The sequence below is a fragment of the Citrobacter sedlakii NBRC 105722 genome (assembly GCF_000759835.1).
Taxonomy (GTDB): Bacteria; Pseudomonadota; Gammaproteobacteria; order Enterobacterales; family Enterobacteriaceae; genus Citrobacter_A; species Citrobacter_A sedlakii.
The window spans coordinates 743,984-769,343 of sequence record NZ_BBNB01000001.1 but is presented as its reverse complement, the minus strand read 5'-3'; the positions used below and the strand labels follow the sequence as shown (position 1 = coordinate 769,343).

Annotated in this window: 16 protein-coding genes; 6 read left to right on the top strand and 10 right to left on the bottom strand. The window is 57.6% G+C overall.

Annotated features, from left to right (window positions below; all coding sequences use genetic code 11):
• Nucleotides 1-192: 192 nt before the first annotated feature.
• The 7 genes from trhP to CSE01S_RS03720 all read right to left on the bottom strand — a co-directional run bounded on the left by trhP (nucleotide 193) and on the right by CSE01S_RS03720 (nucleotide 12,708).
• Nucleotides 193-1,554: a prephenate-dependent tRNA uridine(34) hydroxylase TrhP gene (trhP, locus tag CSE01S_RS03750; RefSeq protein ID WP_042284379.1), complete on the bottom strand. Its 1,362-nt coding sequence runs from the start codon at nucleotides 1,552-1,554 to the stop codon at nucleotides 193-195.
• Between the two features lie 172 nt (nucleotides 1,555-1,726).
• Nucleotides 1,727-2,449 (bottom strand): envelope stress response regulator BaeR, encoded by a 723-nt coding sequence (gene baeR / locus CSE01S_RS03745; protein ID WP_042284377.1) that lies wholly within the window; start codon nucleotides 2,447-2,449, stop codon nucleotides 1,727-1,729.
• Nucleotides 2,446-3,849, bottom strand: a complete 1,404-nt coding sequence (baeS, locus tag CSE01S_RS03740) for an envelope stress sensor histidine kinase BaeS (protein WP_042284375.1) — start codon at nucleotides 3,847-3,849, stop codon at nucleotides 2,446-2,448. Before baeS ends, baeR begins: the two co-directional genes overlap by 4 nt.
• Complete coding sequence (locus CSE01S_RS03735) at nucleotides 3,846-5,261, bottom strand: MFS transporter (RefSeq protein ID WP_042284373.1); 1,416 nt, start codon at nucleotides 5,259-5,261, stop codon at nucleotides 3,846-3,848. Before CSE01S_RS03735 ends, baeS begins: the two co-directional genes overlap by 4 nt.
• Nucleotides 5,258-8,338, bottom strand: a complete 3,081-nt coding sequence (mdtC, locus tag CSE01S_RS03730) for a multidrug efflux RND transporter permease subunit MdtC (protein ID WP_042284371.1) — start codon at nucleotides 8,336-8,338, stop codon at nucleotides 5,258-5,260. Before mdtC ends, CSE01S_RS03735 begins: the two co-directional genes overlap by 4 nt.
• Entirely contained in the window at nucleotides 8,339-11,461 is a 3,123-nt protein-coding gene (locus CSE01S_RS03725; protein ID WP_042284369.1) for an MdtB/MuxB family multidrug efflux RND transporter permease subunit, read from the bottom strand.
• Entirely contained in the window at nucleotides 11,461-12,708 is a 1,248-nt protein-coding gene (locus CSE01S_RS03720) for an MdtA/MuxA family multidrug efflux RND transporter periplasmic adaptor subunit (RefSeq protein WP_042284366.1), read from the bottom strand. Before CSE01S_RS03720 ends, CSE01S_RS03725 begins: the two co-directional genes overlap by 1 nt.
• Before the next feature lie 222 nt (nucleotides 12,709-12,930).
• On the opposite strand from CSE01S_RS03720, the gene CSE01S_RS23495 reads away from it, so the two are divergent.
• Nucleotides 12,931-13,149: a type I toxin-antitoxin system Ibs family toxin gene (locus CSE01S_RS23495; RefSeq protein WP_072014942.1), complete on the top strand. Its 219-nt coding sequence runs from the start codon at nucleotides 12,931-12,933 to the stop codon at nucleotides 13,147-13,149.
• On the opposite strand, the gene yegD is transcribed toward CSE01S_RS23495, so the two are convergent.
• On the bottom strand, nucleotides 13,146-14,498 hold the full coding sequence (yegD, locus tag CSE01S_RS03715) for a molecular chaperone (protein ID WP_042284760.1): 1,353 nt from the start codon (nucleotides 14,496-14,498) through the stop codon (nucleotides 13,146-13,148). The genes CSE01S_RS23495 and yegD overlap by 4 nt on opposite strands.
• Nucleotides 14,499-14,634: 136 nt before the next feature.
• On the opposite strand from yegD, the gene alkA reads away from it, so the two are divergent.
• The gene (gene alkA, locus CSE01S_RS03710) at nucleotides 14,635-15,504 is read left to right on the top strand and encodes a DNA-3-methyladenine glycosylase 2 (RefSeq protein ID WP_042284364.1); all 870 of its coding nucleotides are present in this window, start codon (nucleotides 14,635-14,637) and stop codon (nucleotides 15,502-15,504) included.
• Here the strand turns inward: alkA and CSE01S_RS03705 are convergent.
• The gene (locus CSE01S_RS03705; RefSeq protein ID WP_042284357.1) at nucleotides 15,472-18,444 is read right to left on the bottom strand and encodes a diguanylate cyclase domain-containing protein; all 2,973 of its coding nucleotides are present in this window, start codon (nucleotides 18,442-18,444) and stop codon (nucleotides 15,472-15,474) included. The two genes, alkA and CSE01S_RS03705, sit on opposite strands and share 33 nt — an antisense overlap.
• A gap of 259 nt (nucleotides 18,445-18,703) precedes the next feature.
• Between CSE01S_RS03705 and udk the strand changes: the two genes are divergently transcribed.
• The 3 genes from udk (at nucleotide 18,704) to asmA (ending at nucleotide 21,893) form a co-directional block, all read left to right on the top strand.
• On the top strand, nucleotides 18,704-19,345 hold the full coding sequence (gene udk / locus CSE01S_RS03700; RefSeq protein ID WP_042284352.1) for a uridine kinase: 642 nt from the start codon (nucleotides 18,704-18,706) through the stop codon (nucleotides 19,343-19,345).
• Nucleotides 19,346-19,436: 91 nt separating this feature from the next.
• A complete protein-coding gene (dcd, locus tag CSE01S_RS03695) occupies nucleotides 19,437-20,018 on the top strand; it encodes a dCTP deaminase (RefSeq protein ID WP_042284348.1) in 582 nt (193 codons plus the stop codon).
• A gap of 21 nt (nucleotides 20,019-20,039) precedes the next feature.
• Nucleotides 20,040-21,893, top strand: coding sequence for an outer membrane assembly protein AsmA (gene asmA / locus CSE01S_RS03690; protein WP_042284345.1), 1,854 nt, complete (start codon nucleotides 20,040-20,042; stop codon nucleotides 21,891-21,893).
• Between the two features lie 68 nt (nucleotides 21,894-21,961).
• Here the strand turns inward: asmA and CSE01S_RS03685 are convergent, their stop codons facing one another.
• Entirely contained in the window at nucleotides 21,962-23,545 is a 1,584-nt protein-coding gene (locus tag CSE01S_RS03685; protein ID WP_042284342.1) for a TerC family protein, read from the bottom strand.
• Between the two features lie 674 nt (nucleotides 23,546-24,219).
• On the opposite strand from CSE01S_RS03685, the gene CSE01S_RS03680 reads away from it, so the two are divergent.
• Nucleotides 24,220-25,356: a polysaccharide export protein gene (locus tag CSE01S_RS03680; RefSeq protein ID WP_042284340.1), complete on the top strand. Its 1,137-nt coding sequence runs from the start codon at nucleotides 24,220-24,222 to the stop codon at nucleotides 25,354-25,356.
• Nucleotides 25,357-25,360: the final 4 nt, after the last annotated feature.

The window sequence follows — 25,360 nt, the reverse complement described above, 5'->3', positions numbered from 1 at the left end:
AAATAAAAAAACAGCCGCCCAAAAAAATAAGCCTGCGTAAGGGAGATTACGCAGGCTAAGGAGGTGGTTCCTGGTACAGCTAGCATTTATGGGTTATGTTTTTCAGCACGGCGGATAATACCCTTAAAGAACGAAGCGGTATGTGATCGGTTTCTAAGAATCATCCTGGCATGAAAAAATAACCCTGATTAACTATTTACCGTGCGGATTACGCGTTGATTCACCGGAAAAATTGCGCATCAGCAGAGCATAATCCAGCGTAAGATCCTGCGGTACAGGGATCCATACGGTATAGCCGTCGCCCGGTGCGACCGGCATCGCTTCGCCTTTGCCGTTTTCCATTTGTTCCAGAGTAAAGTTGACGTTGCCCTGCGGCGTCATCAGCTCAAGGCTGTCGCCGACAGAAAACTTGTTCTTCACCGCAACGGCGGCTAACTCACCTTTACGCTCGCCGGTGAATTCCCCCACGAACTGCTGGCGCTCAGACACCGAATAACCATAGTCATAGTTCTGGTAGTCGTCGTGGGTATGACGACGCAGGAAGCCTTCGGTGTAGCCACGGTGCGCCAGACCTTCCAGGGTTTCCAGCAACTGCGGATCGAACGGTTTACCGGCGGCGGCGTCGTCAATGGCTTTCCGGTACACCTGCGCGGTGCGGGCGCAATAGTAGAAAGATTTGGTGCGGCCTTCAATTTTCAGCGAGTGCACGCCCATGTGGGTCAGGCGCTCAACGTGAGCGATGGCGCGCAGATCTTTTGAGTTCATGATATAGGTGCCGTGCTCATCCTCGAACGCGGTCATGTACTCGCCAGGCCGTTGGGCTTCTTCTATCATGAACACTTTATCGGTAGGCGCGCCAATACCCAGCGTCGGCTCGACGTTTTGCACCGGAATCGGTTCGTATTTGTGAACAATATTGCCGACCACATCCTCTTTGCCTTCCTGGACGTTGTACTCCCAGCGGCAGGCGTTAGTGCAGGTGCCCTGATTCGGGTCACGTTTATTGATGTAGCCAGAGAGCAGGCAACGGCCGGAGTAGGCCATGCACAGCGCGCCGTGCACGAAAATTTCGATCTCCATGTCCGGCACCTGATTGCGGATCTCTTCTATTTCTTCCAGCGACAGTTCGCGGGAAAGGATCACGCGCGTTAACCCCATCTGATGCCAGAATTTTACCGTTGCCCAGTTGACGGCGTTGGCCTGTACGGAGAGATGGATCGGCATATCGGGGAAGTTTTCCCGCACCAGCATGATAAGCCCGGGGTCAGACATGATCAGGGCATCCGGACCCATTTCCACCACCGGTTTGAGGTCGCGGATAAAGGTTTTCAGCTTTGCGTTGTGCGGCGCGATGTTCACCACCACGTAGAATTTTTTCCCCAGCGCATGGGCTTCATTGATGCCAAGCTGAAGGTTTTCGTGGTTGAATTCGTTGTTGCGCACGCGCAGGGAGTAGCGCGGCTGGCCCGCATACACGGCGTCAGCGCCATAGGCGAAAGCGTAACGCATGTTTTTCAGCGTTCCCGCCGGGGAAAGGAGTTCCGGTTTAAACATAGTGTTCTCGTTCTGATGACAGGTCAGATCCGCTTCACCTGATGAAGCGGCAGGAGGAGAGTCCTCACGTTAAGGGCGGGCATTGTAGCGCCGCAGAGAAGGCAGGTAAAGTAAAGGGAAACGCCTTATCCGACCTGACGGAGGATAAACAGGCCGGATAAGCGTGGCGTCATCAGGCCATCCTGCAGGCGTCCGCTTCCCAGCGGTAGCCTACGCCGTACACCGCGCGGATAAACGACTGTTCTTCGTCCAGCGCTTCCAGCTTACGGCGCAGGTTTTTGATATGGCTGTCAATGGTGCGGTCGGTGACGACGCGATAATCATCATACAAACGGTTGAGCAACTGTTCGCGGGAAAACACTTTTCCCGGTTCGTGCGAAAGGGTTTTAAGCAGACGAAATTCCGCCGGGGTCAGGTCGAGCATCTTCCCGCGCCAGGAGGCCTGGAAACGGCCTTCGTCGACAATCAGCGGGCTTTCGGCGTCCATCTGTTGTAGCTCGCGCTGCGGCTTACAACGGCGCAGGATGGTCTTCACGCGGGCGACGACTTCTCGCGGGCTGTACGGTTTGCAGATGTAATCATCCGCGCCAATCTCCAGCCCCAGCAGACGGTCGATCTCTTCAATCTTGGCCGTGACCATCACAATCGGCACGTCAGAGAAGCGGCGTATTTCACGGCACAGGGTCAGGCCGTCAGTCCCCGGCAGCATCAGATCCAGCAGGATCAGGTCGGGCGGCGTCTGGCGCACATAGGGCAGCACCTTGTCGCCATGGCTAATCAGCGTCGGGGCATAGCTCGCGGCGCGCAGATAGTCGATCAGTAACTGCCCCAGCTTGGGTTCATCTTCCACGATTAAAATACGCGGTGTGTTTTCATCAATGGGTAACTCAGTCATACGTCTCTCTGTATATCGCGTTCCAGCGGAAATTCTACTGTAATGCTAACCCCGCCAAAAGGCGAATGGGCAGCGTGGATGCGGCCATTGTGCGCTTCAACAATGTTGACGCAAATCGCCAGCCCCAGTCCGGAGCCGCCGCTGGCGCGGTTGCGGGAGCCTTCGGCGCGGTAAAAGCGCTCAAACAGTTTATGTAACTGCTCATCGCTGACGCCCGGCGCAGAATCGGCAAAAACGAGAAGCACCCGTTTGTCGCGCTGTTCGGCGCTGATGTGCAATTTTCCGCCGCTGTCGGTGTAGCGCAGGCTGTTTTCCAGCAGGTTGTTAAAAAGCTGCATCAGACGATCCCGATCGCCAAACATCTGGATGCTGTCCGGCAGGGAAAGCTGTAACGTCAGGTCACGGCTGGCAAAGCGTTCCCGGAACGCGCCTCCCGCCACTTCCAGCAGCGGGATTAAATCCACGGACGTTTTTTGATAGGCCAGCGCGCCTTCGTCGGACATGGAAAGCTGGTGCAGATCGTCCACCAGCTTGGTCAGCGTCGCCACTTCAGCCTGTAATGATGCCACCGACTCCGGCGTGAACTGGCGAACGCCGTCCTGAATCGCCTCCAGTTCTCCGCGCAGTACCGCCAGCGGCGTGCGCAGTTCATGAGAGATATCGGCCATGAAATCGCGGCGCATCTGCTGGTTCTTTTCCAGGGTACTGGCCAGTTGGTTAAAGTCCTGCGCCAGTTTGCCCAGCTCGTCAGCGCTGGTGGCGGTCACCCGGGTAGTAAAATCGCCCGCCGCCAGCTTGTGAGTCCCGTCAACCAGGCGTTTGACCGGGGCCAGCAGCCCACGCGCCAGCAGGAAGGTCGCCAGGGCCGCGAGTAGCGTGGCGAGCGCGACGATAAGCCAACTGGTACGCCGCTGCTGCTTGTCGAAATTAATGTCGGTATTGCGGGTCAGGCGCTCTACAGGAGAGGCGATCACTGCGCCAACCTCCACGCCATTGACGATAATCGGCCGCCGTGAGCCGTCGTGCGGCACCGGACCGCGTGGGCCGACCAGGACTCTGGCGTTTTGATCGACCACCCAGAACTGAGTGCGCCAGCCGTGCGGCGGCATGCCGGGCCCGGGCTTGTCGTCATCTCTCTCATGCTCGAACGAGCGCAGGATCTGGAACACAAAGCGGTCGTTATTTCGCAAAAAGCGCCAGTTGCCGTGCAGCGCATACTGTTCGCCCAGCGCGTCGCCCAGCAGGGTTAAGCGCTGCTCGTTGCCGTGCTTGATGTAGTCGATAAATCCGCGCTCAAAGCTGACGCGAACCGCCCAATGCATACTGATAAGCAGTACGATGCAGGTGGCGAAAATCGCCAGAAACAGTTTGCCGGTAATGCCGGGCCGCCAGAGCTTCATCTGGTTCTCCTTTTGCGCCGCGCAATGACGACATTTTTATGCGTGTCATGGGGGACACGGGCAAAGACAACGGCGGGCAGAGCGATGATCACCGCCATGCAAAGCCAGGTGTATATAAAAACGGTGTGGGTTGCGCCGCTGTCGGCGGTGATGTGCTGCTGTCCGAACATACCCAACAGCAGGCCAGCCACGGTTACGCCGATACTCATCGACAGTTGCATAATCATCGACAATAAACTGTTGCCGCTGCTGGCCAGCTCATCCGGCAGATCTTTCAGCGTCAGGGTGTTCATGGATGAGAAACGCGTCGAGTTAATCATCCCCTGCAACAGCAGGACAAACGGCAGCACGTAGTACCAGCCCAGCAGGGCGGCGGACATAAACAGCAGCGTTACGCCTGCGAGCCCCAGCGTGGTGCATACCAGCACCCGACGATAGCCAAAGCGGTTAACCACCTGCACCACAATGCGCTTCATGCCCATGCTGCCAAGGACCATCGGGATCATCATCAGCCCGGCGTGAAACGGCGAGAAGCCAAGGCCAATCTGCAAAAAGACCGGGGTCATAAAGGGCAGCATACCGCTGCCGATGCGTCCGGCAAAGCTGCCCAGCAAACCGAGCGAAAAGGTCGGCGTGTGAAACAGGGTCAGGCTGAACAGGGCGCGTGGATTGTTTCTGGCATGGTTGAGGTACAGCATAATCGGCGCGATGCCGCATACCACCAGCGCGCCGAGGGCGAAGTGAGTCATTCCCGTCTCTTTGCTGCCGTCCAGCGCAATGGTCAGCAGCGCCATGCCGGCGGCCAGCAGCAGAAAACCCGACAGGTCGAAACGCCGGGTTTGCAGGGTGTAGTTGGGCATCAGCATCAGCGTGGCAATGGCGCCGACGATGCCCACCGGCAGATTAATCAGAAAGATCCAGTGCCAGGAGGCGTATTCCACGAGGATCCCGCCCAGCGCGGGCCCCAGCAGCGGACCGACCTGACCCGGCAGCGTGACGAAAGTCATCGCCGCCATGTACTGCGCGCGCGGAACGATCTTCATCACCGTCAGCCTGCCAACCGGCACCATCATTGCGCCGCCCACGCCCTGTAATACGCGCGCCATCACCAGTTCATTTAGCGTGCTGGACCACGCGCAGAACAGCGAGCCCAGCGTAAACAGCGTAATCGCCGTAAAAAAGATATTCCGCACGCCCACCCGATCCGCCAGCCAGCCGCTGGCGGGGAGCATCACCGCCACGGTCAGTACATATGACACAATCACCCTATGCATGTGAAGCGGGCTTTCCCCGAGGCTTGTTGCCATCGAGGGAAGCGCGGTATTCACGATGGTGGTATCCAGCGACTGCATAAAAAAGCCGAAGGCCACAATCCACAGTTGCCAGCGGGTGCTGTTAGGAAGTTCTGTCATAGGTCAGTTATCGGGTCACCTTTATTCCGGGAAAAACGCAGCCGCAGGCGGTCGAAAAAGAGATACACCACCGGTGTGGTATAGAGCGTTAACAGCTGGCTCATCACCAGACCGCCGACAATGGTGATCCCCAGCGGCTGGCGCAGTTCGGAGCCGTCGCCGCCGGAAAGTACCAGCGGCAGCGCGCCAAATAACGCGGCCAGCGTGGTCATCATTATCGGGCGAAAACGCAGCAGACAGGCCTGGAAAATCGCTTCCTGCGGGCTGAGGTTACCCTGTCTTTGCGCTTCCAGCGCAAAGTCGACCATCATAATGGCATTTTTCTTTACAATACCAATTAACAGCATGATGCCAATCAGCGCAATCAGGCTGAACGGGGCGTTGAAAATTTCCAGCGCCAGCAATGCCCCAACGCCCGCTGAAGGCAGGGTGGAGAGAATCGTGAGCGGGTGAACATAGCTTTCATACAATATTCCGAGCACGATATAAACCGTGGCAATGGCGGCGATAATCAGGATCACCTGTGAATTCATGGTTTCCTGGAACACCTGCGCGGTGCCGGCGAAACTGCCGCGTACGGTCGACGGCACGCCAAGCTGGGTCATCGCGCGGGTGATAGCCTCGCTGGCCTCAGACAGCGACGAACCGGTCGGCAGGTTGAAGGAAACGGTCGAGGCCGCAGACAGCCCCTGATGATTCACCGACAGCGGCGCGTTAGCCGGTCGCCATTTAGCGAAATAGGAGAGCGGAATTGCCTTGCCATCGCTGTTTATCACGAACATTTTCTCCAGCGCGCTGATGTCCTGGGTATAGCGCGGATCGACTTCCATCACCACTTTGTACTGGTTCATCGGCTGGTAAATGGTGGAGATTTGCCGCTGGCCAAAGGCGTTGTTCAACAGGCTATTCGCCGCCTGCACGTCGATACCGAGGCGCGACATGGTTTCGCGATCGTAAACCAGATTCATCTCGGCGCCGTTATCCTGTTGATCCGAGTTGACATCCGCCAGTTGGGGCAGGGCTGCCAGCGCTTTACGGATCTTCGGCTCCCATTCCCGCAGGGCGGCCAGATCGTCCGACAGCAGCGTGTACTGATAGCTGGCGTTCGACTGGCGTCCGCCGACACGAATATCCTGCACCGCCATCAGGAACAGGTTTGCTCCCGGCTCTTTTGCCAGCTTCACGCGCAGGCGGTCAATCACCTGCTGCGCCGTTTCATTACGCTCGCCGCGAGGTTTTAGGGTAATGAACATCATCCCGCTGTTAACGCGCGAACCGCCGGTGAAACCCGTAACATTATCCACGGCTGGGTCGTCACGAATGATCTTCATGAAATCCTGGAGTTTCCCGCGCATTGCCTGGAAGGAGATACTCTGGTCGGCCTGGATCCCGCCCATCAGCACGCCGGTATCCTGTTCCGGAAAAAAGGTTTTCGGAATCGAAATATACAGCCAGACGTTAAGGGCAATGGTGCCGAGCAGCACCACGCCCACCAGGCGGGTATGATTCAATACCCATTTTAGCGATTTGCCGTATCCCTGCTGCAGGGCAACCAGCATCCGGCCAAAGCCGCGCAGCCGTTTTTGTTCGCGCGGTTTGCTGGATTTCAGCATCCAGCCGCACATCATCGGCGTCAGCGTCAGGGACACCAGCAGCGAAATGCCAATGGCGACCGACAGCGTGACGGCAAATTCGCGCAGCAGGCGTCCCGGTAAGCCGCCCATCAGCAGCAGCGGTAAAAACACCGCCACCAGCGACAGGCTCATCGAGAGGACGGTAAAGCCCACCTCGCGCGTTCCCTGCAGCGCCGCCTGCAACGGTTTCATCCCTGCTTCCAGATGACGCGAGATATTTTCCAGCACGACGATGGCGTCATCGACGACAAAGCCGGTAGCAATCGTCAGGGCCATCAGAGACAGGTTGTTCAGGCTAAAGCCGCAGAGATACATCGCGGCGAAGGTGCCTATCAGCGAAACGGGTACCGCCACGGCGGGGATCAGCGTTGCCCGCCCGGAGCGCAGGAACAAAAAGACCACCAGAATCACCAGCGCGACGGAAATCACCAGCGTCTGCTCGACTTCTTCCAGTGAGGCGCGGATGGTGGGAGAGCGGTCCTGGGCGATTTGCAGATCGATTGCCGCCGGAATGGTGGACTGTAGCTCCGGCAGCTTTGCCCGAATGCTGTCGACCGTCTGGATAATATTGGCTTCCGGCAGCTTGCGGATCATCAGCAAAATAGCCGGTTTAGCGTTGGTCATCCCGGCGTTGCGCACGTCCTGCACCGCGTCGGTCACCGTTGCGACGTCCCCCAGGCGTACCGCGCCGCCGTTGTTATAGTGGATCACCAGCGGCTGATAGTCTGTTGCGGTTTTCAGTTCGTCGTTGGTCTGGATCTGCCAGCGATGGCTGGCGTCCTCCAGCGCGCCCTGCGGTTTTCGCACGTTGGCATCGCTGATGGCGGTGCGCACGTCGTCAAGCGACACGCCCTGATTAAACAGCGCCTGCGGATTTAATCCCACGCGCACGGCGGGCAGCGAACTGCCGCCCACGTCAACATCCCCGACGCCGTCGATCTGCGCGATAGTCTGCGCCAGCTGCGTGGAGGCGAAGTCATACAGCTCGCCCTGCGAATACGTGTCCGAGGTGAGCGTCAGGATCATGATCGGCGCATCGGACGGGTTGGCTTTACGGTAGGTGGGGCGGCTCGGCATCCCGCTGGGCAGCAGGCTTTGCGCGGCATTGATCGCCGCCTGTACGTCGCGCGCCGCACCGTTAATGTCGCGATCAAAATTAAACTGCAGAATGATCCGCGTGCTGCCAAGCGAACTGCTTGAGGTCATTTCGCTGACGCCGGCGATGCGACCCAGCGATCGCTCCAGCGGCGTCGCCACCGACGACGCCATGGTTTCCGGCGACGCGCCCGGTAGCGAGGCGCTGACCATAATCACGGGAAAATCCACCTGCGGCAGCGGGGCGACGGGCAGCAGACGAAACCCCAACACGCCGCACAAGGTAATGGCGACGGAAATCAAAATCGTCGCCACCGGGCGATAGATGAACAGGGCGAAAAATTTCATTTACGCTTCCTCATCCTGACGGGGGAAGCGGCTTTTTACGTACAGCGACAGCCGATCAAACAGCAGATAAATAACCGGCGTGGTAAACAACGTCAGCACCTGGCTCACCAGCAGACCGCCGACCATGCCAATCCCCAGCGGACGGCGCAGCTCTGCGCCAACGCCGGTGCTGAGCATCAGCGGCAGAGCGCCCAGCAGCGCGGCAAGGGTGGTCATCAGGATCGGGCGAAAACGCAGCAGGCAGGCCTGATAAATCGCGTCGCGCGGCGCCATGCCCTGTTCGCGTTCGGCGGCAAGGGCAAAGTCGATCATCATGATGGCGTTTTTCTTGACGATGCCGATCAGCAAAATGATGCCGATGATCGCTATTACATCCAGTTCGCTTCCGGCGATCATTAGCGCCAGCAGCGCGCCGACGCCAGCGGTTGGCAGGGTGGACAGGATGGTGATCGGATGAATAAAGCTCTCGTACAGCACGCCGAGCACGATGTACATCGCCACCACCGCCGCGACAATCAGCCACACCGTACTGCCCAGCGCAGCCTGGAAGGCGAGGGTGCTTCCCTGGAACTGGGTGGTGATGTCCACTGGCAGATTAAGCGTTTTTTCCGCGTCGAGAATCGCCTGCACCGCATCGCCCAGCGAATAGCCGTCCGGGACGTTAAACGACAGGGTGGCGACCGGAAACTGATCCAGATGGTTAATGGAGAGCGGCGCAAAGCGCTGTTCAACGCTGGCGATAGCGCTCAGCGGCACGATGCCGCCGTCGCTGCTGGTCAGGCGAATGGTGTCCAGCGCCGCCAGTCCTGGCGTGCTTTCGGTATTATGCTCCAGGACCACGCGGTACTGATTAGCCTGGGTATAAATCGTTGAAATCAGCCGCTGGCCAAAAGCGTTATACAGGGCGTTATCGACATCCGCCATGCTGATGCCTAACCGGCTGGCGCTGTCGCGATCGACCTTCACATACGCCACCAGACCCTTGTCCTGCCAGTCGCTGCTGACATCGGAAAGCTGAGGCAACTGCTGCAGTTTGTCCATCAACTTAGGCACCCAGGCGCTGAGGGCGTCCAGTGACGTGGCCTGAAGCGTAAACTGATACTGGGTGCGGCTCACCTGGGTGTCGATGGTCAGATCCTGCGTCGGCTGAAGATAGAGGTTAACGCCGGGAACACGCGCCACCGCCTCCTGCAGACGGGCGATCACCTTCTGCACCCGATCGTCACGATCGTCGAGCGGCTTCAGGTTGATTTGCAGCCGCGCGCTGTTCAGCGACGGGTTAGTGCCATCGACGCCAACAAACGCCGTTAAGCTCTCCACCGCCGGGTCTTTGAGGATCACGTCGGACACCTGCCGCTGACGCTGCGCCATGCTGACAAACGAGCTGGACTGCGGCGCCTGCAGGGTGCCCTGAATAATGCCGTTATCCTGCACAGGGAAGAAGCCTTTCGGGATGACCACCCACAGCACCACGCTTAACAGCAGCGTGCCTAACGCCACGCTGAGCGTCAACCACGGGTGGTTAAGCACTTTCGCCAGCCAGCGGCCATACCCGGCGATCACCCGCTCAAACAGACGTTCCGAGGCCCGGGAAAAGCGATTTTGCTTGCGCAAGGATGCCTGGCTCAGCATTCGGGCGCACATCATCGGCGTCAGGGTAAGCGACACCACGGCAGAAATAAGTATTGCCACCGCCAGCGTGACGGCAAACTCGCGAAACAGGCGTCCAACGATATCGCCCATAAACAGCAGCGGAATCAGTACCGCAATCAGCGAGAGGGTGAGGGAGATAATGGTAAAACCGATTTCGCCCGCCCCTTTCAGTGCGGCGGCCAGCGGTTTTTCGCCCTTTTCGATATAACGCGAAATATTCTCAATCACCACGATGGCGTCGTCGACCACAAAACCGGTCGCGATGGTCAGCGCCATCAGCGTCAGGTTATTGATCGAGAAATCCAGAAACACCATCACCGCGAAGGTGCCCACCAGCGACAGCGGAACGGCGACGCCGGGAATAATGGTGGCGGGAACGTTACGCAGGAAAAGATAAATAATCATCACGACCAGCGCGATCGCCAGCATCAGTTCAAACTGGGTGTCGCTGACCGAAGCGCGAATGTTCGTGGTGCGGTCGGACAGCACCGTCACGTTTACCGACTTCGGCAGGCTTTCTTTCAGTTGCGGCAGCATCTGTTGAATGCTGTCGGCGGTCGCGATGATATTGGCGCCGGGCTGGCGCTGAACGTTCATCACAATCGCCTGTTCTTTATTGGCCCAGGCGCCGAGCCAGCTATTCTCCGCCCCTTGTTCGACGGTAGCGACATCGCCCAGCCGCACCGGCGCGCCGTTTTGATAGGCGATGATCAGTTGACGGTATTCCTCGGCGGACTGCATCTGGTCGTTGGCAGAGAGCGTCACCGCACGAGTCGGGCCGTCAAGGCTCCCCTTCGCCGAGTTAACGTTGGCGCCGGTGATGGCGTTGCGTACCGTTTCGCTGGTCAGTCCCAACGCGGCGATCGCCTGGGCGTTGAGCTTCACCCGCACCGCCGGACGCTGCCCGCCGGAGAGGGTCACCAGACCGACGCCGGATACCTGGGAAATTTTCTGCGCGACGCGCGTTTCCACCATATCTTCAACCTGCGTCATCGGCATGGCGCTGGAGGTGACGGCAAGCGTCATGATGGGCGGATCCGCCGGGTTGACTTTGCTGTACACTGGTGGGTTCGGCAGATCGTTTGGCAGCAGGTTGGTCGCCGCGTTAATCGCCGCCTGCACCTCCTGTTCGGCCACGTCCAGCGGCAGGGTGAGCTGGAACTGAAGCGTGACCACCGAAGCGCCGCCGGAACTTTGCGACGACATTTGCTTGAGGCCGGACATCTGGCCGAACTGGCGTTCCAACGGGGCGGTGACAGCGGAGGTCATCACATCCGGACTGGCGCCGGGATAGAGCGTGACCACCTGAATGGTTGGATAGTCCACCTCCGGCAGTGCGGAGACGGGCAGAAAACGATAGCCGATGATCCCGGCCAGCAGTATCGCCACCATCAGCAGGGTGGTGGCGACAGGACGCATAATAAACAGACGCGACGGGCCGCCGGTGCTGCCTGGAGGTAATACCTGCATCAGGAGCGCGCTCCTTTCTTAGCGTATTCGCGCGCGGTGGCTTTTGCGTCAGGCGCGGTGGCGCTTTGCGCTTCCACCACCTCCACTTTCGCCCCTTCGGTAAGACGGTCAATACCGTCGGTAACCACGCGGTCGCCAGCGGAAATCCCGGCGCTGATCACCACCTTCTGGCTGTCCTGAATACCGGTTTGTACCCGATGCTTACTGACTTTGTTTTCGTCATTTAACACCCAGACAAAGTGACCTTCGTTGCCCATCTGCAGGGCGGCGGTGGGTATAACCACCGCGTTCTGTTCGGTATCCACCAGCATTCTCGCGTTAACAAACTGATTGGGGAACAGCGTGTCATCCTGGTTCGTGAAGCGGGCTTTCACTTTGATGGTGCCGGTGGTGGGGTCAATCTGATTGTCGAGGCTCAGCAGCACGCCTTCGCTCAGCTTCTGCGCGTTGGTGCGATCCCAGGCTTCCACCACCAGCGGCTTACCGGTTTTTTTCGCCTGCATCACCGTGGCGATATCGCTTTCCGGCAGGGTAAAAATGAGATCGATCGGATGCGTCTGGGTGATCACCACAATACCTGTGGTGTCGCCGCTGGAAATCTGGTTCCCCACATCCACCTGTTTCAGCCCCACGCGACCGTCCACTGGCGCGGTGATGCGGCTCCAGTCAAGCTGCAATTGCGCGCTGGCAACGCTGGCTTCATCGGCTTTAATCGTGCCTTCGGTTTCACTGACCAGCGCCTGTTGTGCGTCCAGCTCCTGGCGAGAAACTAAGTTGCTTTTGACCAGTTGCTGGTAACGGGCCAGATCGCGGCGGGCGTTCGCCAGCGTCGCTTTATCTTTCGCCAGTTGGCCCTGCGCCTGTGCCAGCGCGACTTTAAACTGGCTGGGGTCGATTTCAGCGAGCAGGTCGCCCGCTTTGACCTGTTGGCCTTCTTCGAAGTGCAGCGCCAGTAGCTGCCCGTCGACGCGACTGCGCACCGTCACGGTATTGGCGGCGGTAATCGTTCCTAATCCGCTGAGATAACACGGCACCGCCTGTTCTACGGCGGTCGCCGCCTGTACGGGCGCCAGCGGACCGGCGCGCATCCCGCGACGACCCGCGCCCGCAGGCGCTTTCGCCTGCCCGGTCGCGCCCGGGGCCGCGCTCTGCGGCTCGCTATGGTTTTGCCAGAACCAGACTGCGGCGATGGCCGCCACGACCACCGCGAGAGCTATCACCCAGCGGGATTTGTTACTGCCTTTCATCGTTATGAGTTTCTCATCCTGAAACGTTTCACGGAATGATACTAGTTTAGACAGCCATCAAGGGAGAAAAATGGAGGAATTATGAAACCCGGTACGGATTCATCCTAATGGCGGCGCGCTTTGCGAGACGTTACGCAACAATCGATAACGAAAAAAGCGCTGGCGGAAAATGGCATTAGAGTGGCGGCAAGGCGATGAAGGAAGTAAGCCACGGATTTCAGCATGACGCTGAAAAGGGAAAGCCCCTCCCGAGGAAGGGGCCAGAATAAGGAAAGGGTTATGATGAAGTCAGTCATCATACTGGTGAGATTCTTAGTCATGAGCTTCCAGGCTTACTCAGACACCAGGGGGAGGGGCGACCCTCCCTTACCCTTACTCCTGAAACTAAGCCACACCAACGCTCATGTCAATGCGTTTGCTTGCAGCCTGCGAGGCGGTTAGCGGAAAACAACTTCCGCCCAGCGCGCCAGTCCGGCGGTCACCGAACCAAAGTCATCGCCGCCGGCAATCGGAATGCCCGGCAATTGCCTCGCCAGCGCTTTTTTAATCAGCGGCGAGCGGGCGCTGCCGCCGGTCAGGTAGATCACATCCGGTTTCTCCTGAGCGTTATCCAGCGCCAGTCGCACCTGTTCCAGAATGCGCGTTAACGGTTGATCCAGCGCTGTTTCAAGCCCCTGCTGGCTGATGGCGGTCGCCAGTTCATCGCTGATAAACGGCAGTGTGGCGGTAAATTCTGACTGGTCGGAAAGGGCGATTTTGCACTCCTCTGCGCGGCGCGCCAGACGATGGCTCAGCCGCTGACGCCAGACTTTCACCAGCAACGCCACTTTTTCCGGTTCGCGGGCATCGCGTACCAGCGTGTCCAACAGGCGACCGTTGGCACTGCTGTAAAAATCGCTCTGCGCCGGAACGTCGTTGATGGCCACGGCGTTCCACCACGGCAGCACCGGCAGGGCAATGCCTTTTTCGGTCTCGCCGCCCATGCCGAGTAGCGGCATCAGGTTTTTGAACGCCAGCGCGATGTCGAGGTCGTTGCCGCCAACGCGGCAGCCGCTGTGTCCGAGCAGGCTGGAACCACGGTCGGCGCGATGATGCCATTGGGGGCCCATCAGCAGCAGCGAACAGTCGGTGGTTCCGCCGCCGATGTCCACGACCAGTACGCGTTTTTCTTCCTGCAGGGTGGCTTCATAATCCAGCCCTGCCGCGACCGGCTCGTACTGAAAGACCACATCCTGGAATCCGGCGCGGGTAGCGGCCCGCTGCAGAATGCCCTGCGCCTGACGGTTGGCTTCGTCACCGCCCAGCCCCTGAAAGTTGATCGGGCGACCGATGACGGCCTGGGTAATCGCGTCGGCAAGCTGATGTTGCGCCTGATTTCGGATGTGCAGCATCATGGCGCAAACCAAATCTTCAAACAGCGCAACCTGCTGTGGTTTGAGTCCGTTGGCGCCCAAAAAAGACTTGGGCGACTTAACGAAGTAGACCTCTTCCGGATCGTCAACGTATTGCGCCAGCGAAGACAGGCCGAACTGGACGCTGCCGCTGTGAACCTCGATATCTTCGTCGCGGTTGAAGCGGATCGCCCGGCGCAGCAGCGCCTGCGTCTCTTCATCCGGCGTTGGTACAGCGTGATGGCGGAACAGCCATTCGCTCACGGCTTCCCGTGTGGGCGCGCAGAGCATTGACGGTAACAGCGTGCTGTCGTTTTCCATTTTCAGTAACTGCGGCGCGCCGTCGCGCATGATCGCGACCGAGCAGTTCGCGGTACCGTAATCAAAGCCAATAAACACCTTATAAATCCCCATGCCAGTGAAGAAGGGGCGTGACTTTAGCGAAATGTCATCGCGCCGACAACTGGAATATGAAAGCAAGGCGTAACAATGGAATAGGGGTTATGCTCAGGGTTTGCAGAAAAAGGAGTGGGTGATGTTTTTCCTGAACTGGCTGCCGCCTTATGACTGGTCCTGGATGTTGGGTTTTCTCGCCGCTCGTGCGGTGAGCGGTGTGGAAAGGGTCGGTGATATGCGCTATACGCGCAGCCTGGCGGTAGGGGAGCATCGGGGGATAGTCACCGTGGTGCCCGATGAACGGACGCATACGCTGGCGGTCACCTTAACCGGGGGGCTGCTGCCGGTAGCGGATGTCTGTCTGGAAAAAATGGCGCGGTTGTTCGATCTCGGCTGCGAGCCGACGAAAATCATCCGGGCCCTTGGCGATCTGGGCGCGGCGCGTCCGGGGTTGCGCCTGCCCGGTTCGGTAGATGCCTTTGAGCAAGGTGTACGGGCAATCCTGGGGCAGTTAGTCAGCGTGGCGATGGCGGCAAAGCTCACTGCAAAAGTGGCGCAGCGCTATGGCGAACCGCTGGCCGACGCGCCAGGCTACGTCTGTTTCCCCGGCCCTGACATCCTTGCCGGCGCCGATCCGCTGGATCTGAAAGCGCTGGGAATGCCGCTTAAACGCGCAGAGGCGCTGATTCACCTCGCGCTGGCCGCGCGTGACGGGATACTGCCCACCAGCGCGCCTGAAGATATTGAGTCTGGGGTGAAAGCGCTACAGGCGTTTCCGGGGATTGGACGCTGGACGGCGAACTATTTCGCACTCAGAGGCTGGCAGGCGAAAGACGTGTTTTTGCCGGATGATTACCTGATCAAACAGCGATTTGCGGGCATGACGTCGGCGCAGATCCGGCGCTACGCGGAGCGCTGGAAACCCTGGCGCTCCTACGCCCTGTTGCACATTTGGTATACCGATGGCTGGCAACCGTCAGTTGATGGCGAAGTAACTGGTATTCAGTAGCAGATCCAGCGGCTGGGCTTCCGTAATGATGTCGCCATAGATCTGGTCGATGCCGATACCCGACAGCGTATCCATGACTACCGCCGTCTGCACCGGGCCGGCGATAGTTTTGCATCCCAGACGCTGGGCGTGACCGTGGATGATCGATACCAGCATTTCATCCATCAGGTTACTGTGGATGCTGGCGCTAAGCTCGCTGTCGAGCAGCAGGTAGTCGGCCATATTGGGGGCCAGCAGATTAAAGATTTGCAGGTCGCGCCCGATCTGGCTGAGGATAATGCGACAGCCCGCCTGACGAAGGGTCTGCAAGGCGGGCGCGGCTTCTTGCGCGTGGAGCAGCAGTGCTTCCGCCGGAATAATCAGGTGCAGCAGACGCCCCGGCAGCGGACTTTTTTCCAGCTGTTGCAGCAGTTCGTCTATCAGTGTCGCGCTGGTTAATCCGGCGACGGACAGCGGCAGGGCGATGCTCAGTCCTTTGTGCGCGACCGCCGGGGCGGCATGATGGAAAAAGGCATGAAAGACTCGCCGATCCAACGCATGATTGAGCGCCGGGTCTGCCAGCCCGGCGCGAAACGCCTGTTCTTCCATAACCTCGCCCTCGCTGGTCCACAGACGAAGTGAGATGAGCCACAGGCTGCGCGCTTCCGGAATACGCGGCGACGCGACGCCGCGGGCTAACATCAGCAGATGGTTTTCTTTTATCATGTGCCACTGTTCATCCAGCGACATCATGGCGCGCGGGTGCTGCGCCATTTCCTGCTGCGGCTCGTAGACGGTGACCTGACCGCGACCGCTATTTTTCGAGGCGTAACAGGCGATATCGGCCTGTGACATCACTTCCACCGGCTGGCAGTTGTCGTCGTCAATGAGGGTGATGCCCGCGCTGGCCCCAACCCGGTGCAGACGGCCTTCCCACATAAAAGGGTACTCGTTAACCGCGGTGATGAGCCGGGTGGCGATAACGCGCGCGCTTTCAAGATGACAGTCCGGCAACAACAGGCCAAACTCATCACCGCCCAGACGCGCCAGTACGTCGCCAGGACGAAGCAAACCGAGCATCAGTTGGGCGAGTTCGCGCAGTAACGCGTCGCCCGCAGCGTGACCGGCGCTGTCATTGACAGCTTTAAAACGGTCGAGATCGATAAATACCAGCGCATGATGCTGGTGGGTACTGCGCACCGTTTGCAGCAACTGCTTTAGCCGGGTCTCAAAGCTGGGGCGATTAGTCAGCTGTGTGAGCGCATCATGCGTGGCGCTGTAGCTCAGTTGGCGCAGCATCTTGCGTGACTCGGTGACATCCTGGATCACAAGAACCGAACCAATGTTCCCGCCGTCCAGCGTCGTGAGCGGAGTGATGCTGTAGTGAATATCGTAGCTGCCGCCGTTGCGACAGTGCAGCACCACGTCCTGTTCGATGGCCGAGCGGGACATATCCGCGCTGTAGATGTTTTCCATCAGCGGACCGTTATTGCCCAGGGTAATGTGCAGCACTGTCAGTAAGGGTACGCCGATGGCGTTCTCTTGCTGCCAGCCGCTCATTTTTTCAGCGACCGGGTTCATAAAGGTGATTTTCATATCGACGTCTACACAGATCACCGCCTCGCCGATGGAGTCGAGGGTAATGTGCAGCCGCTCTTTTTCCTGAAACAGCGCTTCATTCAGGCGCTTATTTACCCATTCCGTGTGTTTAAGATCGTTAATGTCTTCAATCTGAGCAATAAAGTAGAGCGGCGTGCCGTCAGTATGACGAACGAGAGAAACCGCCAGCAGCGCCCACACCACTTCACCGCTGCGGGTGTAATAGCGCTTCTCCAGCGAATAGCTGTTGATGTCGCCACGCACCAGCATGTCGAGCTGCTCCAGATCGTTATGCAGATCTTCCGGCCAGGTCAGTTGCTGAAACGTGAGCGTGCGCAGTTCGTCCTGCGGGTAGCCAAGAAACTGACACAACGCTTTGTTGACCTGTAACCACTGTCCTTCGGTACCGACCAACGCCATGCCGATGGCGGAATATTCCATGGCGTTACGGAAGCGTTCTTCGCTTTCCGTAATGTGTTTACGTTCCGCGCGAAACGCATACATCACCATGGTCATGATATTCGCCGGCAGCAGGATCATCAGAAACGGCAGCCACGGCAGATGCGTCAGCAGATTCACCTTCGGGGTAACCAGCAGCGACGGGTCGGCGGCCAGCATCAGTGAAACCACCATCACCGTGGCGAGAAAGACTAAAAAAGCTTCCATGCGCGGCAGGCGCACCGCGCTCCACATCAGCAACACGATGACGCAGGTAAACGGCCAGGGGACAAACTTCATCGCCAGCCAGCTTAGCACCAGCGTGACGATCAGCGTCAGCAGCGTTTCCAGCAGCAGGCGAGGGTTGCGGTGGCGCAGCAGATAGTGTGGCTTAAACAGCAAGCCCAATGGCACCAGCGCCAGCGCGCCGATGGATTCTGACAGCACCCAGAACAGAAACGCCCGCAGCGGGGTATCGTGCGGAGACAACATCCAGACCAGCATCCCGCCGAGCAGCGGGGGGATCACCGCACTGCCGAAGGCCAGACGGATCCAGTCGTTCAGATTCTGTAACGGGTTATACCCAGGCAGGAGCTTGCGCAGCAACAGCGCGCCTGTTGCCGCTTCAATAATGTTTATCGCCGTATAGGTAAAGTTGAGCGCGCCCGGGGGAAACAGCACCAGCGAGGCGCCAATACTGCCCAGAGAACAGGCGAGGGCGATGCCCGGCCACATGCGACCGGCATGGCGGTAAAAAGCCACCATCATGATGGAGGTAGGAAACCACAGAGGCGCTAACGCATTGCCGAACTGGGATAATTCCAGTGAAAAGAGCGTAAAAACAAACGCCGCCAGACCTAAACTGACGAAGCGCAGCAGAGGGTGCGGCAAGGGAACTAAAACATGTTGGGTTGGTTTACTCATTACCCTATCCGAATAGCCGGGAACGTCGAAGCACGCCAGGACGCGTCAGTGTGAGTCTGTGTTTATGCTAGTACAAACTTTTTACCTTTTATATCCCGGCTGCGCATAATTTGCCGTCAATCCAGAAGTCATCAGGGCGCAGGGACGGGGCTGGCGTGACGTTTCGCCGCGATGCATCTTGTCTGAATTTGTGTATAATTGCCGGCGTTTGACGCTCCGGCGTCTCCCTTCCTTACAGGTTATTCAGGTCGCTAAATTTATGACTGATCAGTCTCATCAGTGCGTCATTATCGGTATTGCTGGCGCATCGGCTTCTGGCAAAAGTCTTATTGCCAGTACTCTTTATCGTGAATTACGTGAACAAGTCGGTGACGAACATATCGGCGTGATCCCCGAAGACAGCTACTATAAAGATCAAAGCCATCTGTCGATGGAAGAACGCGTAAAAACCAACTATGACCATCCCAACGCGATGGATCACAGCCTGTTGTTTCAACATCTGCAAGCGCTTAAGCGCGGCTGCGCGATTGAACTGCCGGTCTACAGCTACGTCGAACACACCCGCATGAAAGAAACCGTGCGCGTGGAGCCGAAGAAAGTCATTATTCTGGAAGGCATTTTGCTGCTCACCGACGCCCGTTTGCGCGAAGAGATGAACTTCTCTATTTTTGTCGATACGCCGCTGGATATCTGCCTGATGCGCCGCATCAAGCGCGACGTTAACGAGCGCGGGCGTTCCATGGATTCCGTGATGGCGCAATACCAGAAAACGGTGCGTCCGATGTTCCTGCAGTTTATCGAGCCATCCAAGCAGTATGCGGATATTATCGTGCCGCGCGGCGGGAAAAACCGCATCGCCATCGATATTCTGAAAGCGAAAATCAGTCAGTTCTTTGAATAAGCCCTGCGAATTGTGTACCGTTCAGTGATAACCTGGTTTGCCCTTACGACACAATGCGTTAAGGTCCTGCTGCACGAAAGGAGAAAGTGCCATGCGTCTGTGTGACCGAGATATTGAAGCCTGGCTTGATGAAGGCCGTTTGTCGATCAACCCGCGTCCGCCTGTGGAGCGTATTAATGGCGCGACGGTGGATGTGCGCCTTGGCAATAAATTCCGTACCTTCAGCGGCCACACCGCAGCATTTATCGATTTAAGTGGGCCAAAAGATGAAGTCAGCGCCGCGCTCGACCGCGTAATGAGCGACGAGATTGCGCTGGCCGACGGCGAAGCGTTTTATCTCCATCCGGGCGAACTGGCGCTGGCGGTGACCTATGAGTCGGTGACTTTACCTGCGGATTTAGTCGGTTGGCTGGATGGCCGCTCTTCCCTGGCGCGTCTTGGCTTGATGGTGCACGTGACCGCCCACCGTATCGATCCCGGCTGGTCCGGCTGTATCGTGCTGGAATTTTATAACTCCGGTAAACTGCCGCTGGCGCTGCGCCCCGGCATGTTGATCGGCGCGCTGAGCTTTGAACCGCTTTCCGGTCCGGCGCTTCGCCCCTATAACCGTCGCGAAGATGCCAAATATCGCGATCAGCAGGGCGCGGTCGCCAGCCGGATTGATAAAGACTGAGTCTGATCCACTGAGGATAGCATGAGACGATTTCTGACGACGCTGATGATTTTGCTGGTCGTGCTGGTGGCCGGCTTTTCTGCGTTAGTAATGCTGGTCAACCCGAACGACTTCCGTACCTATATGGTGCAACAGGTCGCGGCGCGTAGCGGCTATCAGCTACAGCTGGATGGCCCACTGCGCTGGCACGTCTGGCCTCAGCTCAGTATCCTCTCCGGACGCATGGCGTTGACGGCGAAAGGCGCCAGTGAACCGCTGGTGCGCGCCGATAACATGCGGCTTGACGTTGCGCTGTGGCCATTGCTTAGCCATCAGCTGAGCGTCAAGCAGGTGATGCTCAAAGGCGCGGTGATTCAGCTCACCCCGCAAACGGAAGCGGCGCGCAATGAAAACGCGCCGGTGCCTCCTAAAGACAATAACTTACCGGACGTCGCGGAAGATCGCGGCTGGTCGTTTGATATCGCCAGCCTGCGGGTAGCCGACAGCGTGCTGGTGTTCCAGCATGAAAATGATGAGCAGGTCACCGTTCGCGACATCCGCCTGCAAATGGAGCAGGATGCGCAGCATCGCGGCGCTTTTGAGTTTTCCGGGCGGATTAACCGCGATCAGCGTGATTTGAATCTGGCCTTAAACGGTACGGTGGATGCGTCCGACTATCCGCATAACCTCTCAGCCGGGATCCAACAGCTTAGCTGGCAGCTCCAGGGCGCCGATCTGCCGAAACAGGGGATTCAGGGACAAGGACAGCTTCAGGCGCAGTGGCAGGAAGACGCGAAATTACTCTCGTTCAGCCAGCTTGACCTGACCGCGAACGACAGTACGCTGACCGGAAGCGCCCAGGTGACGTTGACGGAGCAACCGGCCTGGCGCATTAACCTGAATTTCGGCAAGCTGAATCTGGATTCCATTATTCCGCTGTCGGAAAACAGCAGCGGCGCTAACGGCGGTGGCGAGCAGGGCGTGACGTCATCGTCTCTGGCCCGACCGGTCATCGCCAGCCGGGTCGATGAACCGGCCTATCAGGGGCTGAAGGGGTTTTCCGCGGAGATCGCGCTGAATGCGGAGAGCGTATTATGGCGCGGGATGAATTTCTCGGCCGTTTCGACGCGAATGACGAATCAGGCCGGCGTGCTGAAAATCGCGCAGCTCGAGGGCAAGCTTGATGGCGGCACGATTTCACTGCCCGGCACGCTGGATGCCAGCGCTGACACTCCGCGCGTGGTGTTCCAGCCGCGTCTTAATGATGTGGAGATAGGCACGATTCTGAAAGCGTTTCATTATCCCATTGCCCTGACCGGTAAAATGTCGCTGACGGGCGATTTCTCCGGCGCGGACATTGATGCCCAGGCGTTTCGCCATAACTGGCAAGGCCAGGCGCGCGTCGAGATGCGCGATACGCGGATGGATGGCATGAACTTTCAGCAGCTGGTTCAGCAGGCAGTGGAGCGCAGCGGCGGCGACGTTGAGGCGATGCGTAATTACGATAACGCCACCCGTCTCGATCGTTTCGTCACTGACCTGACGCTCGACCACGGTAAGCTGGGGCTGAACAGCATGGAAGGCGAATCCTCTGTGCTGGCCCTGACCGGTAAAGGTACGCTCGATCTGGTCGGAGAGTCGTGCGACACGCAGTTTAACGTGCGGGTGCTCGGCGGCTGGAAAGGGGAAAGTAATTTGATCGATTTCCTGAAAAACACGCCGGTGCCGCTGCGGGTTTACGGTAAGTGGCAGGCGCTGAATTATAACCTGCAGGTTGACCAGGTGCTGCGTAAGCATGTCCAGGATGAAGCGAAACGTCGTCTCAACGACTGGGCGGAGCGGAACAAAGATACCCGCGACGGCAAAGACGTCAGGAAGCTGCTGGATAAGCTGTAACCGCCTCTGGCGAGTCCCTTTTTGTAAGGCCGGACAGGGCGCGAAGCGCCGCTGTCCGGCGATTGCCACTACGCGTCGTATTCCCCGTCTTCGTCCGCGCGTAACGGAATCAGTTGCACCTTCTGTACGCGATGACTTTCTACCTGTAGCGTTTTCAGCAAGTAGTCGCCCACCTGAACCTCCTCACCCTCTTTCGGTATGCGCTGCAGATATTCCATCAACAGGCCGGCGATGGTGTGATACTCGCGTTTCTCATCGAGCGGCAGGGGAACATATTGCACCAGATCGTCCAGCGGCATATGACCGTTTGCCGTCCACGAACCGTCCTGATTTTTCTGAATATCATGGCGGGCGTCGATCTCTTCCACTTCGTTCGGCAAATTACCGGCAATGGTTTCCATCACGTCGCTCAGCGTCACAATCCCTTCGACAGACCCAAACTCGTCAACCACAAAGGCAAAATGCGTGCGGGCGTTGCGGAACTGCTCCAGCGCCGGCAGCAGCGGGAGCGTTTCCGGGAACACCAGCGGCTGGCGCACCAGTACCCGCAGGTTGAGCGGCTCTCCGCGCAGCGACTGCTGGAGCAGATCGATAACGTGCACCACGCCAAGCAGATCCTCCTGGTCATCTTCGCCGGTGACCACCAGTCGCGTATGCTGGTTTTTTTCGAGCAGGGCGCGGATATCCGCCTCGGGTGCGCAGAGATCGACATGCTCGATATCATGGCGCGAGGTCATAATGCTGCTGACGGTGCGCTGGTTCAGGTTGAGTACGCGCTCAATCATCCGCCGCTCCTGCGGGTTGAAAATTTGCGTGTCGTCATGATCCACCAGCATCGAGGCTGTTTCCGCATCCAGTTCGGCGTCCTCTTTTTTCCCGCTTAACAGGCGCATCACTGCTTCGGTCGTTCGCTGGCGCAGCGTATGGTTTGCGGAAAGAAAGCGGCGGCGGTTAAAGATAGCCAACTGGTTCAGGGCTTCAATCATCACCGAGAAGCCGATAGCGGCGTACAGGTAGCCCTTCGGAATGTGGAAACCAAAACCTTCCGCCACCAGGCTAAAGCCGATCATTAACAGGAAACTCAGACAGAGAATGACGATGGTCGGGTGGCTGTTGACAAAACGGGTCAGTGATTTGCTGGCGAGCAGCATCAGCGTAATCGCGATAATCACCGCCGCCATCATCACCGCCAGATGATCCACCATACCGACGGCGGTAATGACCGAGTCGAGCGAGAAGATGGCGTCCAGCACCACGATTTGCGCCACCACGCCCCAGAATTTAGCCCCTTTGCGCTGGGTGGGGTTGTCGCTGTCTTTCCCTTCCAGCCGTTCGTTAAGCTCCATTGTGGCTTTAAACAGCAGGAAGAACCCGCCGAACAGCATGATCAGGTCGCGCGCGCTAAAGCTTAAGCTCTGAACGCTAAAGAGCGGCTTCGTCAGGGTGACCAGCCAGGAGATTGACGCCAGCAAAAGCAGGCGCATCAGCATCGCCAGAATCAGACCGGTGATGCGCGCGCGGTCTCGTTGCGCGGGCGGCAGTTTTTCGGCGAGGATGGCAATAAAGACTAAATTATCAATGCCGAGGACCAGCTCGATCACCACCAGCGTGACGAGACCGGCCCAGATTGACGGATCGGCAATCCATTCCATAGTAAGCGTAAAACCCTTCGTTATATGACAATTGTCACAATTCGATCATGGATAAAGCTGGCGGAAAATGCAATGCCAGAGCGGGATTTATCCTGCTTTTGTATTTCTTCCCACCCGTAATAATAACCTTAATGTTTCTGTTGGGAATAAATTCTGGATTAAAAACAATTTCGGATATATCGCAGGGTCGGTGGAATATATGCATTTTGTCAACATCAAGTAATTCCTAAAAATGCCGCTTTATATGACTTAATATTAATCTTAAAAAGACAAAATAGCAGGCTTGTTGCCTTGCCTGCTAATACGTTAGCTGTAACAATTCTTCCAGCGTTAATGAGGTGTGAAGAAATATATTGACCGGCATCGTAAATCATTAATCGCCGACATTCTTATTACCTTACGTATTTCTCTGTTGTGGCAGGAGAAAAATCACGAGGTTTGCAAAAATCTAACTTAATCAGTGTATTGGTAGCTAAAAAGCCAAGGGCGGTAGCGTGCCTGAACGCCTGATGACGAGTCTGCATTATTCTGTCAATAGCTTACGGATGAATTCAAATTTTTTAGGACTGATGCCAGTTAAATTTCTTTTCAATTAACTGCAATGTAAATGTGTACGGCGAAGTCGCTATTTAAATTGCACAGGATAATTACTCTGCCAAAGTGATAAATAATCAATGATGAAATCCAAAATGAAATTGATGCCATTATTGGTGTCGGTAACCTTGATAAGCGGTTGCACAGTACTTCCGGGCAGCAATATGTCTACGATGGGTAAAGACGTGATTAAACAGCAGGACGCTGATTTTGATCTCGACCGGATGGTGAATGTGTATCCACTCACCCCGCGACTGGTTGAGCAATTGCGTCCGCGGCCAAACGTGGCGCAGCCGAATATGTCGCTGGACCAGGAGCTTGCCAGCTATCAGTACCGCGTCGGGGCAGGGGATGTTCTGAACGTGACGGTATGGGACCACCCTGAGCTGACAACGCCAGCGGGGCAGTACCGCAGCTCCAGCGACACCGGCAACTGGGTGCAGCCGGACGGCACGATGTTTTATCCCTATATCGGCAAGGTTAGCGTGGTGGGGAAAACACTCGCAGAGATCCGCAGTGATATTACCGGGCGCTTAGCGAAGTACATCGCTGACCCGCAGGTGGACGTTAATATCGCCGCGTTCCGTTCGCAAAAAGCCTATATCTCCGGCCAGGTGAACAAATCCGGCCAGCAGGCGATCACCAACGTGCCGCTCACCGTACTGGATGCGATCAACGCCGCAGGCGGCCTGACCGAAGACGCCGACTGGCGCAACGTCGTGCTGACCCATAACGGCAAAGAACAACGGATTTCCCTGCAGGCGCTGATGCAAAACGGCGATCTCAGCCAGAACCGCCTGCTGTATCCGGGCGACATTCTTTATGTTCCGCGCAATGACGATCTGAAAGTGTTTGTGATGGGTGAAGTGAAGAAACAGAGCACGCTCAAAATGGACTTCAGCGGCATGACGCTGACCGAAGCGCTGGGCAACGCCGAAGGTATCGATCTGACCACCTCCAACGCCAGCGGCATCTTCGTGATCCGTCCGCTGAAAGGCAAAGGTCCGGGCGGCAAGATTGCCAATATTTATCAGCTCGATATGTCTGATGCGACCTCTCTGGTCATGGCGACGGAATTCCGTCTGCAGCCTTATGACGTGGTGTATGTCACCACCGCACCGGTTGCGCGCTGGAACCGTCTGATCAATCAGTTGCTGCCGACCATCAGCGGTGTCCGTTATATGACGGATACGGCCAGCGACATTCACGCCTGGTAATCGT

Bases quoted from the DNA above. Each gene is read 5' to 3' on its own strand.
- baeR (WP_042284377.1), bottom strand. From the start codon at position 2,449: ATGACTGAGTTACCCATTGATGAAAACACACCGCGTATTTTAATCGTG.
- asmA (WP_042284345.1), top strand. From the start codon at position 20,040: ATGAGACGATTTCTGACGACGCTGATGATTTTGCTGGTCGTGCTGGTG.
- CSE01S_RS03705 (WP_042284357.1), bottom strand. From the start codon at position 18,444: ATGAGTAAACCAACCCAACATGTTTTAGTTCCCTTGCCGCACCCTCTG.
- trhP (WP_042284379.1), bottom strand. From the start codon at position 1,554: ATGTTTAAACCGGAACTCCTTTCCCCGGCGGGAACGCTGAAAAACATG.
- CSE01S_RS03680 (WP_042284340.1), top strand. From the start codon at position 24,220: ATGATGAAATCCAAAATGAAATTGATGCCATTATTGGTGTCGGTAACC.
- CSE01S_RS03735 (WP_042284373.1), bottom strand. From the start codon at position 5,261: ATGACAGAACTTCCTAACAGCACCCGCTGGCAACTGTGGATTGTGGCC.
- CSE01S_RS03720 (WP_042284366.1), bottom strand. From the start codon at position 12,708: ATGAAAGGCAGTAACAAATCCCGCTGGGTGATAGCTCTCGCGGTGGTC.
- mdtC (WP_042284371.1), bottom strand. From the start codon at position 8,338: ATGAAATTTTTCGCCCTGTTCATCTATCGCCCGGTGGCGACGATTTTG.
- CSE01S_RS03725 (WP_042284369.1), bottom strand. From the start codon at position 11,461: ATGCAGGTATTACCTCCAGGCAGCACCGGCGGCCCGTCGCGTCTGTTT.
- dcd (WP_042284348.1), top strand. From the start codon at position 19,437: ATGCGTCTGTGTGACCGAGATATTGAAGCCTGGCTTGATGAAGGCCGT.
- udk (WP_042284352.1), top strand. From the start codon at position 18,704: ATGACTGATCAGTCTCATCAGTGCGTCATTATCGGTATTGCTGGCGCA.
- baeS (WP_042284375.1), bottom strand. From the start codon at position 3,849: ATGAAGCTCTGGCGGCCCGGCATTACCGGCAAACTGTTTCTGGCGATT.
- CSE01S_RS23495 (WP_072014942.1), top strand. From the start codon at position 12,931: ATGACGCTGAAAAGGGAAAGCCCCTCCCGAGGAAGGGGCCAGAATAAG.
- alkA (WP_042284364.1), top strand. From the start codon at position 14,635: ATGTTTTTCCTGAACTGGCTGCCGCCTTATGACTGGTCCTGGATGTTG.
- CSE01S_RS03685 (WP_042284342.1), bottom strand. From the start codon at position 23,545: ATGGAATGGATTGCCGATCCGTCAATCTGGGCCGGTCTCGTCACGCTG.